Raw genomic sequence first — 13,601 nt, 5'->3', positions numbered from 1 at the left:
ATTGTAAACAATGTCTGCTTTCATTTACAACAGGCAGCCTGCATTATTTTCTAGCTGCAACAAAAATTGCTTGCGCTCCACACCGCCTGCATAGCCTGTTAAACGTCCGTTGCTGCCAATCACGCGATGGCACGGAATAACGATAGAAATACGATTGCGCCCATTTGCCGCTGCCACCGCACGCACCGCTGTGGGTTTACCAATGCGCCGCGCTTGTTCGGCATATGAAATTGTGCTGCCATATGGAATCTGCAACAAGGCTTGCCAAACTTGTTGCTCAAATGCTGTGCCGATTGGGTCTAGCGGCACGTTGAACGTGTGTAGGCTGCTTGCAAAATAATCGCGCAATTCATCACGCAGTTGGGCATAAACTGCGTGATTTTGTGGCGCAGGGGCGATGTGTTTGCCATATTGTTTGACAATAGCAGCCTGCATTTTTGCTAGATTGGCTTGGTCGGCAAATTCCAGCAAGCACAAGCCTTTGGGCGAGAATAGGGCGCATAAATCGCCAATGGGTGTGGCGAGTGTTTGGGATAGGAGTGGTAGGGTCATAAATTCTTTTTTTGTTTGGTTGATGAATATTGCAGGCTGCTTTTAAATGTTTACCAATACGCAAAATGCGCTGCCAATCCAGCCAGCCACAACGCGCCTACTTGATTGTTGGACAAAAACACTTGGAAGCATTCATCGCGCTCACGATGATACAAGCGCGTGTATTGTCGCCATTGATGGTGCAGCACCACCACCCAAATCACCCAATACACCCACGTTACGCCCAGCGTTTTGCCCACTTGCAACATCAGCAAATCAAAAATAAAGTGGCAAATTAACACCATTTCCGCATCGTAGTCGCCAAAGGTAATTGCCGATGTTTTGATGCCAATTTTCAAATCGTCTGGTTTATCTGCCATGGCATACGCCGTATCGTAGGCGACTGTCCAAAACAAATTCGCGGCAAACAGCCACCACGCCACCGTGGGAATGTAGTCCTGAATCGCCATAAACGCCATTGGTATGCCAAACGAAAACGCTATGCCCAAATACAGTTGCGGAATCGGAAAAAAGCGTTTGGTAAACGGATAAGTAAACGCCAAAGCCAGCGCAGGCAACGCCAGCAGCCACGTTTTCCACGAAAATGGAATCAGGCAACACGCCGCCAAAATACACAAAATCACAATCACACGCCGAGCTTGTCGCGCATTGACTTCGCCTTGCACAAATGGACGGTTTTGCGTGCGTTCAATGTGTTTATCAAAATCTTGGTCTGCCCAATCGTTGGCAATGCAGCCTGCACTTCGCATCAAAAATGTGCCAGCGGTAAATGCCAACACTGTTTGCCATTCGGGCTGACCGTTGGACGCAATCCATACCGCCCACAAAGTAGGGTAGAGCAGCAACAGCGTTCCAATCGGCTTGTCTGCTCGCATCAATCGCCAATACACGCCAGCTCGTGCCAATAAGCCGCACACACGTTTAAAGCTCATGTTGGTTATCCTTGTTTTACTAATTTTGCGTATTATATAGTTAATTAGCAGCACAAAGCAGCCTGCACCTTTAATTTCGTTTACAATGCACGCTTTACCCACATCACACACTTCACAACTATGCCGATTATCCATTCCCTGCTTGACACCGATTTGTACAAATTCACCATGCTGCAAGTGGTGTTGCACCAATTTCCCGAAACCCACAGCGTTTACGAATTTCGTTGCCGCAACGCTCAAACCGTGTATCCACTTGCCGACATCAAAGACGAATTGGAGCAAGAACTAGACGCATTGTGCCAACTGCGTTTTAGTGCAGACGAATTGCATTATTTGCGCGGATTGCGTTTTATTAAAAGCGATTTTGTAGACTACTTGGAGCTGTTCCAATTAAAACGCCGCTTTGTAAACGTCCGCGCAGGCGAAGACGGCAGACTGCACATTCGCATTGAAGGCCCGATGATACAAGCCATGTTTTTTGAGATTTACATCTTGGCGATTGTAAATGAGCTGTATTTCCGCCGCATGGAAACGCCCGAAGTATTGGCAGAAGGCGAGCGCAGGCTGCAAGAAAAAGCCCAACTGCTGCAATCTATGTCGCGCCAGCAACACCCAGCCGACCCGCCATTTTTGGTGTCCGATTTCGGTACGCGCCGCCGTTATACTTTGCAATGGCAAGAACACGTTGTACAAACTTTGGCGCAGGCTGCTCCCGATGTATTTCGCGGTACGAGCAATGTGTATTTGGCAAAAAAATTACACCTAACACCCATCGGCACAATGGCGCACGAATTTTTACAAGCTTTTCAAGCGTTGGACGTGCGTTTGCGCGATTTTCAAACTGCGGCTTTGGAAGCATGGGTACACGAATATCGCGGCGATTTGGGCATTGCCTTGACCGATGTCGTGGGCATGGACGCGTTTTTGCGCGATTTTGATTTGTATTTTGCCAAGCTGTTTGACGGTTTGCGCCACGACAGCGGCGACCCGTATGCATGGGGCGACAAGGCGTATGTCCATTATCAAAAGCTCAAAATTGACAGCCGCACTAAAATGCTCACGTTTTCTGACGGCTTGGATATGCAAAAAGCGTGGGATCTGCACCAATATTTTAAAGGGCGTTTTCGCACCAGTTTTGGCATCGGCACAAACTTGACCAACGACATGGGACACGAACCGCTCAATATTGTGTTGAAATTGGTGGAGTGCAACGGTCAATCGGTTGCCAAGATTTCGGACACACCTGGCAAAACCGTTACCGACAACGACACGTTTTTAGCGTATTTGCGACAAGTGTTTCAGATTGATGCCTGATGTACAGCACCAGAGATAGATTGGAAAAGTTGAAATGAAGCGCGTTCCGCGCCGTTAGCATTTGCTCATCTAGTCAAACTTTGCTAGCCAACATACAATATTTTGCATTGAAAATACATAAGTTATTGATTTTATGCAAAGTGTTAAAGGTTGGTTAAATCTTTTTAAAATACAGATGAATTTTAATAGCAATTATCTATTAGCAAAGCATTGGCAATTGGAGCAAAGCCGAATCACGCAATATCGCAAAGGACGGTTGCGCCTGCCGTTGGCATTCATTATTGAGATTGCTGCAACGCTGGAAGTTGAACCGCTGGAAATCATTGCGTCTATTGAATATTTTAAGTGCAGGGAATTGGACAAAGAGTTAATACACGATGTTTATTTTAATGCGATGAAAAAGACGATTGCTGTAAGAATGGCTGCGTATAGCAGAATTCATTGCAGACGAAAGTTTAAGCCATATTCGTGGCGCAAGTGATTTGTGCTACTTCGCATAATTACAATTATGTTAAATTATTAGTTATCTGATGTGTGTTGAATAACACCACTCTAAAACAAACAGCCTAACCAACATCGTTGTGGTTAGGCTGTTTTACATTTAAGCGGATTTATCCAGTTTGTTTATCATGCGCGTGATTTGTTTTACGGCTGGCGTTGCGCCCACTTGCCAGCGAATAATCGCGACACCTGCCGCTTCGGTTGCCAAGTTTTTGCGGTTATCGGCTTCTTGGCGTTCGGGTTTTTCGTGGGTGCGGTCATCAATTTCAATCGCGGCAATGGGCGTGCCATCGGGTCGGCAAACCACAAAATCGTAGCTCAATCGGCTGATGAAGTTGAACCAGTAATAATTGTCTTTGTTCGGCGGCGTGTCTATGATGCGCGACACTTGCACTTGCGGAAACACCATGTAATCTGGCAATGCTTCTAGCAACACGTCATAAACCTGCATTTCTGTTTCGGTCATGATGTGTTTGCGTTGGTATGGTAATTTGGTTTTGCCGTCAAACGGATTTTTTTTGCGTTTGGATTGCAGGGTGCGAACGAGTAGCCAAAAGCAGCCTGCACATAAAATCACGATTATCCATTGATTCATGATAGTCCCCTACTCTGCTCGGCTGACGGTTAGCGGCATCGAGCCATTTTGTGCTTGATTCAATATTGGGCGAAGTTGTTGTAATTGCTGATGAATTTGACTGGTAACGGTTTGCGCTTGGGCGTAGTTTTCGGGCGTTACGCGGCTATCGTGCTGCTGAAATAAATAGGCATCAAGCAGGCGTTCGGCGTGCATTCCTGCGCGACAATAATGCAACACGGCAGGTTCACTATCGGCAAACAACGTCCCCACTACGCTGCTTTGTGTGGTGGCAATGCCCAGTGTGCCGTCTTCGCCGCCCAGTTCGCGGAACAATGCGTCTTGCGGAAAACCGCCACAAGCCAGAAAAAAGGCGCGGCGAAACACGGTATTGCCGCCAACGGTCATTTGCAAGCTGTGCCATGCTTGGGCAATGTTGGGGTGATTGGCATAGCGCGAATCTAGTCCAACGGCTTGTAAACGCAGGCGAATTAGCCCCAAATAATCCAACTGTTCAAAGCAATACAAAGCAGCCTGCAATGCGTGGGCTTGATACGCGTCATCGGCATCTAAAAACGCGATGATTTTGGCTTGGCTTTGCAATGCGCCCCAATTTCGCGCTCGGGCAACGCCACCGTTATCAGGCAGCCTGCACGCTTGGATACGGCTGGGATAACGCGCTTGCCACGCTTGAATGTGCGCCCAAGTGTCATCGGTGGACGCGTCATCAACCAGCCAAAGTTGGTGCAGTTCGGCTTGTTGCAGGCTGCTTTCTACGGCGCGATTTAGGGTGCTGGCTGCGTTGTAGCAGGGGATAATAATGTCTAATTTCATAGTCAAAATAATTAAGGCGTGTTGATTTGTAAACCTAATATCAACACGCCTTGCTCTATTAAATAAATGGGATTAGCGAGCAATATCGCCACGCATCACTACGCGACCGTGGAATGTGCCAACTTCGCACATATATTGACCACCGCTCAATGGTTTTCTATCTAAATAGCTGTGGAAATTACCTACGCGGCTGCCACCGTGTTTGGCTGCGGTGTCTTGGAATTTTTTCGCTGCGTTGATGAAAGCGCGTTCGCAGGTTTCTTCGTCTGACTTGCCGACACGGTTTGCCGATTGACGCGTGATTAAGCCTGCTTTGATAACCGAATCTGCCGAGCCAAATTGCACACGCGCACCGCCCGATAAAATCGATTGCGCTTCGGCTGAATTCAATACCGCATTGCCATTGCAGCGATACAACACATTGCGACCGCCACCACTTGTGTCGCCACGCACTTGTTGGCACACGCCTTTTGATGATGCGCTAGACGATGAGTCTGTACCTTTGCTGCCGCCATTGCTTTGGCATGCGCTCAAAGCCAAGGTTGCCACGGCAATCAGCGATAAAGTTTGATGTAATTTCATAGCAAAACTCCTTAAAAGTTTGGGGTTTGAAAAAGTTTTTGTTAAGATACAACAAGATTGTAAGCGAAATTGTTTTCAAAATGCAAACCGAATTTACACTTTATTATGCCGCCAATGATTATGCACAACACTATGCGCCCGAAAAATTGTCGCCCAACGACCGCCTTCGTGTTCAAAAAAATCCTGCATTAGAACAACGCACAAGCTGGCAAATCAGCCGCGCGATTAAAGCAGTTGCGCCTTGCTCAAACGGTGTGTTAAGTCATTGCCGATACCGTGCCGTGTGGCTAACCAGCAAAAGCAGCCTGCACTTTGGTATGGACATAGAGCCGATTCAATCGCGTGATTTTTCGGCATGGCGCGATTGGATTTTGAGCGATGACGAATGCCGCTGGCTGCAACAGCAATCTTGTCAAACCGCCGCGCATTTAATCTTGTGGACGCTAAAAGAAAGTTTGGTCAAAGCCAGCAATGGGCAATGGGCAGACTTGGCGCAAGTAGGCTTGTTACAACATAAACAGCAATGGCAACTACACACACAGGGTCAAACAGGTTGGTTTGGGCGCGTGTGGCAATGCGAGCAATTTTTAGTGGCGTGTGTGGCGTATCAAAGCGATTTGGCGGTGCAATGGCAAGGCTTGGGCGATTGCGCGAACCGCTTGCCACATCTACGCGCCACGTTTTTATCGGTATAATCCGCATCTTCTTTATTGGCAGACTTTTCATCATGCAATTCAATATCCGCACATGGCATGCCGTGTCCACCCGATTAACCACGCCCGAACATTGGCTAGACTGGGCACACGGCACGCTTTCGCCACACGATTTGCCCGAACAAAAACCTGATATCGCTTTTTTGCCTGCGCTGCAACGGCGACGATTGAGCTTGTCGGCGCGATTGATGTTTCAGGCGGCGCATCAAGCGGTGGGTGAGCAACATTGTCCCACCGTGTTTGTGTCGCACGATGGCGAAGTGAATCGCAATATTGAATTGTTTGTGTCTTTGTTGCGCGAACAGAGCGTATCGCCGACTTCGTTTGGTTTGTCGGTACACAATGCGCTGGTGGGGCAATGGTCTATGCTGCGTGGCGACACCAGCGAAAACACGGCGATTGTGGCGCAATACGATGGCTGGGAGTTGGCGTGTACCGAAGCTGCTGCCATGTTGCAAGACGGTGCAAAACAAGTGTTGGTGGTGACTGCCGATGAACCTTGTGATTTGGACGACAAAACTGTGCTAACCGCGCCTTTTGCGTATGCGGTGGCAGCGGTGCTGGAACGTGGTAGCGATTGGACTTTGACACGCCACGCAGCGACATCGCCCACAACCGAGCCACATTATTGGGGCGCATTGGATTTTGTTCGCCATATTTTGTTGCAAAAAAACGCATTTCGTCATTTTTATCCAAAGAGTGAATGGCAATGGCAACATACACAATAAATCAATGGTATAGACTGTTTGCTACGGCTTTGGGCTTTGTGATTTTTGGTGTGTTTGGTGTGTTGTTTAAACTGTATTTGGGGCCTGGCAAACGCTTTCAAAGCAGCCTGCACACGCAATTTCTCGCCCGAAAACGAGTAACGCAATCGTGGTATGTGTTCACGCAATATTTAATCAAAATGGGGATTGTAGAAGCGCATTTTCATGGTTTTGATAAATTGGGGCGACAGGGGCAAATGATTTTGGCAAACCACCTGTCGCTATTGGACGTGGTGTTTATATTAAGCCGTGTGCCGCAAGCCAACTGCATTGTTAAAGCCGATTTGCTACACAATCCAGCTATGAACAGCCAAATCCGTGCTTGTGGTTATGTACTCAACCAAGAAAACTTGGATTTTGTGGAAGAAATAGACCGCATTTTGCAACAACAATGCCTGCTAGTTTTTCCCGAAGGTACGCGCACAGGCTGGGACGGCGAAGTGAAATTTCATCGCGGGGCGGTGTCTATGGCGTTACGCAGTGCTAAAGTGATTACGCCGATTGCCGTTAAAATGTCGCCGCCCAACTACAAAAAAGGGCAGCCGTGGTATCGCATTCCGCTGCAAAAACCTGTGTATCACTTTGTGGTGGGCGACGATATTGACCTACAAACTTGGCTGGCGGAAAAACCTTTGCCGATTGCAGCACGGCGGTTAAACGATTATTTGCAGGATTATTTTAATCAGCAAACACGCGAAAAGCAGCCTGCACTTCAACCAACGGAATCCACATGAAAAACATTTTGTATTTTGTTTTACTGACTTGGCTAACCGCCTGTTCGGTTGCCTATGCGCCACAAGACCGCCCTACTCTGGCTGAACAACAGGTTTTGCTGTTTCAGCTAGACAAATTGGACGCAGCGGAAAACGTCGTTCAAACCAGCCTGCTCACGGTGCAAGGTCAAGCCAATGGCATTACGCGCTGGGTGCAAACCGATATATTTGGCGCACCGCAAGCGCGATTGCTGGCAACGGCACAAGGCTGGCAGCGAGACGGCTTTATTCCACCCAATCATGATGCACAAGCGTTGTTTGTTGCGTTGTTTCCGCTGTTTCGGCAAGGCATCAAGCAGCCTGCACTCATTGCGTTGCCGCAACAAACATGGCGCATCACGCCGATTGAATCTGAATAACACGAAAGTTTATTTTTCATGACGATTTATTTAAGCAAGCCAGCCCTAGTGTCCGCCATGGGCAGCGGCTTGGAACAGCATCTGCACACGCTATTGAATCCACCAGCCACATCGCCGCTATCATGGAGCAGCGATTGGGTGCAAAACCGCCGTTTGGCATTTGGCGCGGTGCAACGTGAATTGCGTCCGTTTCCCAGCCACATCGCGCCCGAACACGTTAGCCGCAACAATCGTTTGTTGTGGGACGCTTTGGCACAGATTGAACCGCAAATCCAGTTGATTCAACAACGCTTTGGTAATGAGCGCATTAGTGTTGTCATGGGGACTTCGGTTAGCGGTGCAGACGAAAATTTGCCGCTGTTTGAGCAAATGGCACAAAGGCAGCCTGCAACGTATTCATTCAAGCAACAGACCCAACTGCATTGCGACCCAGCCGATTTTGTGCAACAAATTTATGGTTTACAAGGCATGAGCTATGGCGTATCCACCGCGTGTACATCAGGTGCGCGTGCTTTGATGAGTGCGGCACGGTTGCTGCAATCGGGCGTGTGCGATGCCGTGATTTGCGGCGGTGTGGATACGCTATCGCCACTCACCATTAACGGTTTTGCTTCGTTGGAAGTGTTGTCCGATTCGCTTGCCAATCCCTTTTCGGCACATCGCAACGGCATCAACATTGGCGAAGCAGTGGCGGTATTCATCGCCACACGCGAACCGTTGGATGATGCAGAAAGCATTGCCTTGTTGGGCTATGGCGCAAGCAGCGATGCCTATCATATTTCATCGCCACGCCCAGACGGCTCGGGTGCAGCAGCCGCATTTAGCGCAGCTTTGGAACACGCCCAAATGTCCGCGTCCGACATCGGCTGGATAAACCTACACGGCACAGGCACGCACCACAACGACAGCATGGAAAGCCTTGCCGTTGCCAGCGTCTTTGGTTGCGCCACACCAGCCACATCAACCAAACCTTTAACAGGGCATACTTTGGGCGCAGCAGGCGCATTGGAGGCCGCATTTTTGTGGGGCGTAATTTCGCGCCAACACAATCCGCAAGGCAAACTACCTGCCCAGCAATGGGACGGCATACGCGACACCGCCCTGCCCCCCATTTTGCTAACCGATGCCAACAGCGCGTGGCAAAACGCAAACGCACAACGCATTGGCGCGAGTTCATCGTTTGCGTTTGGCGGTAACAACGCTGTGTTGATTATGGGAGAATGTCATGCTTGATTGGGAACGCATTTCGCCAGCCAAATTGCTGCCACACAGCGGACACATGATGCTGCTAGACAAAATCATTTCGTGCGATGAACACAGCTTACAAGCATGGGCGCACATTGGCGCAGAGCATATTTTGTTGCCATTGGGCGCAGATGCGTTGCCCAGTTATTTGGGTGCAGAAATCATGGCGCAAGGCGTAGCGGCTTGGGCTGGCGCACACCATTTAGCGCGTGGCGAAGCGGTGCGATTGGGCTTTTTGTTGGGAACGCGCAAACTGATGTTCTCGCAGCCTGCGATTGCGGTGGGAACAGAATTGCTGGTGGTGGTCAAACAATCGTGGCAAGACCAATCGGGCATGGGCGTGTTTGATTGCGAATTGCGTCATTGCCATACAGACGAAGTTTTGATACACGGCGCGATGAATGTGTTTAGCCCCAGCAGCGATGCGGATTTGGCAGTGTTACTCAATCTGACTGCCGAGCATGGATAAAATTATCGGGGTCTTTCCCCTAACCTATCAAAAGGACAACTCAAAAACATGAATCCAAGCGTTTTAATCACAGGTTCAAATCGTGGCATTGGCAAGGCAGTGGCTTTGGCGTTGGCTGCCGATGGCTTTGACATTGTGCTGCATTGCCGCAGTCGCCGCGATGAAGCGGAACAAGTCCGCCAAACCATTCAAAACATGGGGAGCAACTGCCGTGTATTACAATTTGACGTGGCAAACCGCGCTGCCTGCCGCGAAATCCTAACCGCCGATGTAGAACAATTTGGCGCGTATTATGGTGTGGTACTCAATGCAGGGCTAACCCGCGACAATGCTTTTCCCGCGCTTTCTGATGACGATTGGGACAGCGTTTTGCGTACCAATTTGGACGGCTTTTACAATGTGTTGCACCCGATTATTATGCCGATGATTCGCCGCCGTGCTGCTGGACGCATTGTGTGCATGGCTTCGGTGTCGGGCATTATGGGCAATCGCGGTCAAGTCAATTATAGCGCGTCCAAAGCAGGTTTAATTGGCGCGATGAAAGCCTTGGCGGTGGAACTTGCCAAGCGAAAAATCACCGTAAACTGCGTTGCCCCAGGCTTAATTGACACAGATATTTTGGACGACAACACGCCAGTTGATGAAATTCTGAAAGCGATTCCAGCCAACCGCATGGGTCAGCCAGAAGAAGTCGCCCATGCCGTGCGCTTTTTAATGGACGAAAAAGCGGGCTACATCACGCGCCAAGTGATTGCTGTTAATGGTGGATTGTGTTGAGTCGTAGTCCAATAGATAGGAACAAAATCAAATGAAAACCAACCGAGTAGTGATTACAGGCATTGGCGCAATTTCCGCCTTTGGACGCGATTGGCACAATGTGCAGGCTGCTTTTGCCGCACAAAAAAACGCAGTTCGCGCCATGCCAGAATACGATGAATTTGTTGAATTAGAAGCCAAATTAGCCGCGCCCATTCCCGATTACACCGCCCCAGCCCATTGGACGCGCAAACAATTACGCAGCATGGGTTTGGTATCGCAATATTGTGTTGATGCTGCCGAACAAGCCTTGGTGCAGGCTGGTTTGTTGGACGAATCGCGCTTAAACCTAAACAGCATGATTCAAGACGGCAGAATGGGCGTGGCAGCAGGCTCGTCATCGGGCAGCCCACAAGATATTTTGGACGTGGGTTTGTTGTTGTCCAAATTACCCAATCGCTTCAATGCCAACACCTATGTTCGCATGATGCCGCACACCACCGCTGCCAATGTCGGCATCTTTTTGGGTTTAAAAGGACGTGTGATTCCGACTTCTAGCGCGTGTACATCGAGCAGCCAAGCCATTGGTTATGCCTACGAAGCGATTAAATACGGCAAAATCCCGATGATGTTGGCAGGCGGCGCAGAAGAATTAAGCCCGTCGCAAGTGATTGTGTTTGATAGCTTATACGCCGCCAGTCGCCAAAACCAAAATCCCGAAAACACGCCGCGCCCTTATGACTGCAACCGAGACGGCTTGGTGATTGGCGAAGGCGGTTGTATGTTGGTTTTGGAAAACTTGGAACACGCCCAAGCACGTGGCGCAAACATCATTGCCGAAGTGGTGGGCTATGGTGCGAGTTCAGACGGCAGCCACATCACTCGCCCTGAAAAAGACACGATGAAAAGCTGCATGGAGTTGGCATTGGTGGATGCAGGCATCGCACCCAGCGCGATTGGCTATGTAAACGGACACGGCACAGCCACCGAGCAAGGCGATATTGCCGAAACGCAAGCCACCGCCGCCGTGTTTGGTCATGTGCCATTGAGTTCGCAAAAAAGTTATTTGGGGCATACTTTGGGCGCGTGTGGTGCGTTGGAGAGCTGGTTTAGCATAGAAATGATGCGCCAAAATTGGTTTGCACCCACGATTAACCTAGACCAAATTGACGAGCGTTGTGGCGATGTGGATTTTATTCGTGGCAGCGGTCGCCACATTGAAACCGAATATGTGATGAACAACAATTTTGCCTTTGGTGGCGTGAATACATCGTTGATTTTTAAGCGTTGGATGGAGTAAGTTGAACGTATTGAAAAGCAGCCTGCACATTTTGTTTATTTAATGTGCAGGCTGCTTTTTATGTATTTTTTGCATTACGCAATATGCAACGGCTCAAACGACTTCACTACATCATCAACCGCTTTCACACGCAGCAAAAAGTCTTCCAGTTGCGCCAATGGCAAGGCACTTGGGCCATCGCAACGGGCTTGGTCTGGGTTTTCGTGGCTTTCCAAGAACAAGCCAGCCAAGCGCGTTCCCATGCCAGCCAACGCTAAATCCAACACTTGCGAACGGCGACCGCCCGATGCGGCTGCTCCACTATCACGTTGTTGCAAAGAATGGGTAACGTCAAAAATCACAGGCGCGTTATTACAGGTTTTTTTCATCACGCCAAAACCCAGCATATCCACCACCAAATTGTCATAGCCAAACTGTGCGCCGCGTTCGCACAACACAATTTGTTGATTGCCTGCTTCGTGGAATTTTTCCACAATATTTTTCATTTGCGCTGGGCTTAAAAACTGTGGTTTTTTGATGTTGATGACGCGACCTGTTTTTGCCATTGCCGCCACCAAATCGGTTTGACGCGCTAAAAATGCAGGCAGTTGCAGCACATCACACACTTCGGCAACGGGTTCGCATTGATACGGTTCGTGGACATCGGTAATCACAGGGCAGCCAAATTCGCTTTTGACCGCTGCCAAAATCTTCATGCCTTCGTCCAAGCCTACGCCACGATACGAATGCACCGATGAGCGATTCGCTTTGTCAAACGATGCTTTGAATACATAGGGAATACCCGATTTTTGGGTTACACGAACATAATGCTCGGCGGCGCGAAGTGTGCTATCCAAGTCTTCCAGCACGTTGATGCCGCCAAACAAAGTGAACGGTTTTTCGTTGGCAACGGCAATGTTTTGAATGTGAACGGTGTTCATAGTTTTCCTTTATAAAATAAATAATTAAATAACACGAGCTTTGAGTAAATCATACATATTCAATGCGCCAACCAGTTTGCCGTGTTCGCAAACCAACAAGCCGTTGATGCGTTTGTCTTGCATCAGTTTTAGGGCTTCGCTGGCGAGTTTATCGGGTGAAATGGTGCATGGTTGCGTTTTCATCACTTCGTCAATGGTAAAAATTCCGACACGTTCGTGTTGTGCAAATAGGCGACGTAAATCGCCATCGGTAAACACACCATGCAGACTGCTTTGTTCGTCAATAATGCCGACCATGCCCAAGCCTTTTTCGCTCATGGTCAAAATAGCATCACGCAATGGTGTGTGTTGCAACACGGCTGGCAGCGCATCGCCTTGATGCATGAGATCGCGCACCGTTAAAAGCAGCCTGCGTCCTAAATTACCTGCTGGGTGGCTCAATGCAAAGTCTTCGGGTGTAAATTGTCGCGCTTTGAGTAACACAATCGCCAGCGCATCGCCCAATGCCAACACGGCGGTGGTGCTGGACGTGGGTGCAAGCCCCAATGGGCAGGCTTCTTGCGATACTTTGGCTTGAATGTGAATGTCGGCATACCGCGCCATGCTGGATTGTGGATTGGACGTGATGCAAATCAACGTGGTGTGTTTGCGTTTGAGTGCAGGCAAAATCGCCAAAATTTCATCGCTTTCGCCCGAATTGGACAATGCCAGCACCACGTCGTTGTCCAAAATCATGCCCAAATCGCCATGCGCGGCTTCGGCTGGGTGGACAAAAAACGCTGGCGTGCCTGTTGATGCCAATGTAGCGGCAATTTTGCGCCCAATGTGTCCCGATTTGCCCATGCCCATCACAATCGTGCGACCTGTGCAGTTCAAAATCGCCAAAGCAGCCTGCACAAAATCATCGCCCAAGTTTTGCGATATTTCGGCAATGGACTGTGCTTCTATACTTAATGCTTGTTGCGCCCATGTAAGATATTGATGATTCATGTTGATTCCGTTTGATGATT

The 13,601-nt window shown here is 49.1% G+C and carries 17 protein-coding genes; 10 read left to right on the top strand and 7 right to left on the bottom strand.

All coding sequences use genetic code 11. The features are described from left to right. Positions 1–24: 24 nt before the first annotated feature. The gene (locus DQN52_RS11510) at positions 25–552 is read right to left on the bottom strand and encodes a methylated-DNA--[protein]-cysteine S-methyltransferase (protein ID WP_003786880.1); all 528 of its coding nucleotides are present in this window, start codon (positions 550–552) and stop codon (positions 25–27) included. Between the two features lie 50 nt (positions 553–602). After that, positions 603–1,484, bottom strand: coding sequence for a 4-hydroxybenzoate octaprenyltransferase (ubiA, locus tag DQN52_RS07710; RefSeq protein WP_032827716.1), 882 nt, complete (start codon positions 1,482–1,484; stop codon positions 603–605). Between the two features lie 120 nt (positions 1,485–1,604). Here ubiA and pncB point away from each other — a divergent pair, with 120 nt between their 5' ends. After that, entirely contained in the window at positions 1,605–2,798 is a 1,194-nt protein-coding gene (pncB, locus tag DQN52_RS07705) for a nicotinate phosphoribosyltransferase (RefSeq protein ID WP_003786883.1), read from the top strand. Between the two features lie 133 nt (positions 2,799–2,931). Continuing rightward, a complete protein-coding gene (locus DQN52_RS07700; RefSeq protein ID WP_003786885.1) occupies positions 2,932–3,279 on the top strand; it encodes a hypothetical protein in 348 nt (115 codons plus the stop codon). Positions 3,280–3,399: 120 nt separating this feature from the next. On the opposite strand, the gene DQN52_RS07695 is transcribed toward DQN52_RS07700, so the two are convergent. From DQN52_RS07695 to DQN52_RS07685, 3 genes are all read right to left on the bottom strand, one after another. After that, positions 3,400–3,894 (bottom strand): DUF2726 domain-containing protein, encoded by a 495-nt coding sequence (locus DQN52_RS07695; RefSeq protein WP_003786886.1) that lies wholly within the window; start codon positions 3,892–3,894, stop codon positions 3,400–3,402. Between the two features lie 9 nt (positions 3,895–3,903). After that, a complete protein-coding gene (locus DQN52_RS07690; protein WP_003786888.1) occupies positions 3,904–4,707 on the bottom strand; it encodes a glycosyltransferase family 2 protein in 804 nt (267 codons plus the stop codon). A gap of 72 nt (positions 4,708–4,779) precedes the next feature. After that, positions 4,780–5,289: a hypothetical protein gene (locus DQN52_RS07685; RefSeq protein ID WP_003786890.1), complete on the bottom strand. Its 510-nt coding sequence runs from the start codon at positions 5,287–5,289 to the stop codon at positions 4,780–4,782. A gap of 80 nt (positions 5,290–5,369) precedes the next feature. Here DQN52_RS07685 and DQN52_RS07680 point away from each other — a divergent pair, with 80 nt between their 5' ends. From DQN52_RS07680 to DQN52_RS07645, 8 genes are read left to right on the top strand one after another with little or no spacing between them, the layout of a single operon-like run. Next, positions 5,370–5,984, top strand: a complete 615-nt coding sequence (locus DQN52_RS07680) for a 4'-phosphopantetheinyl transferase superfamily protein (RefSeq protein ID WP_230478910.1) — start codon at positions 5,370–5,372, stop codon at positions 5,982–5,984. A gap of 32 nt (positions 5,985–6,016) precedes the next feature. Continuing rightward, on the top strand, positions 6,017–6,730 hold the full coding sequence (locus DQN52_RS07675) for a beta-ketoacyl synthase chain length factor (RefSeq protein WP_003786894.1): 714 nt from the start codon (positions 6,017–6,019) through the stop codon (positions 6,728–6,730). Further along, positions 6,712–7,503: a lysophospholipid acyltransferase family protein gene (locus tag DQN52_RS07670; protein ID WP_032827717.1), complete on the top strand. Its 792-nt coding sequence runs from the start codon at positions 6,712–6,714 to the stop codon at positions 7,501–7,503. The genes DQN52_RS07675 and DQN52_RS07670 overlap by 19 nt, the downstream gene beginning before the upstream one ends. Further along, positions 7,500–7,901, top strand: coding sequence for a hypothetical protein (locus DQN52_RS07665; RefSeq protein WP_003786897.1), 402 nt, complete (start codon positions 7,500–7,502; stop codon positions 7,899–7,901). Before DQN52_RS07670 ends, DQN52_RS07665 begins: the two co-directional genes overlap by 4 nt. A gap of 18 nt (positions 7,902–7,919) precedes the next feature. After that, positions 7,920–9,134, top strand: a complete 1,215-nt coding sequence (locus DQN52_RS07660) for a beta-ketoacyl-ACP synthase (RefSeq protein ID WP_003786900.1) — start codon at positions 7,920–7,922, stop codon at positions 9,132–9,134. Next, positions 9,127–9,615 (top strand): ApeP family dehydratase, encoded by a 489-nt coding sequence (locus DQN52_RS07655; RefSeq protein ID WP_003786902.1) that lies wholly within the window; start codon positions 9,127–9,129, stop codon positions 9,613–9,615. The genes DQN52_RS07660 and DQN52_RS07655 overlap by 8 nt, the downstream gene beginning before the upstream one ends. 48 nt (positions 9,616–9,663) lie before the next feature. After that, positions 9,664–10,392: a 3-oxoacyl-ACP reductase FabG gene (gene fabG / locus DQN52_RS07650; RefSeq protein ID WP_003786904.1), complete on the top strand. Its 729-nt coding sequence runs from the start codon at positions 9,664–9,666 to the stop codon at positions 10,390–10,392. 31 nt (positions 10,393–10,423) lie between these two features. After that, positions 10,424–11,671: a beta-ketoacyl-ACP synthase gene (locus DQN52_RS07645; RefSeq protein WP_003786905.1), complete on the top strand. Its 1,248-nt coding sequence runs from the start codon at positions 10,424–10,426 to the stop codon at positions 11,669–11,671. A gap of 74 nt (positions 11,672–11,745) precedes the next feature. Here DQN52_RS07645 and kdsA read toward each other — a convergent pair whose 3' ends face one another. Next, positions 11,746–12,591: a 3-deoxy-8-phosphooctulonate synthase gene (gene kdsA, locus DQN52_RS07640; RefSeq protein WP_003786907.1), complete on the bottom strand. Its 846-nt coding sequence runs from the start codon at positions 12,589–12,591 to the stop codon at positions 11,746–11,748. A gap of 24 nt (positions 12,592–12,615) precedes the next feature. Beyond that, entirely contained in the window at positions 12,616–13,581 is a 966-nt protein-coding gene (locus DQN52_RS07635; protein WP_003786909.1) for a KpsF/GutQ family sugar-phosphate isomerase, read from the bottom strand. Between the last annotated feature and the right edge of the window lie 20 nt (positions 13,582–13,601).

Origin of the sequence: Kingella kingae (assembly GCF_900475905.1) — a bacterium.
Taxonomy (GTDB): domain Bacteria; phylum Pseudomonadota; class Gammaproteobacteria; order Burkholderiales; family Neisseriaceae; genus Kingella; species Kingella kingae.
This window is presented reverse-complemented; position numbering and strand designations above follow the sequence as displayed.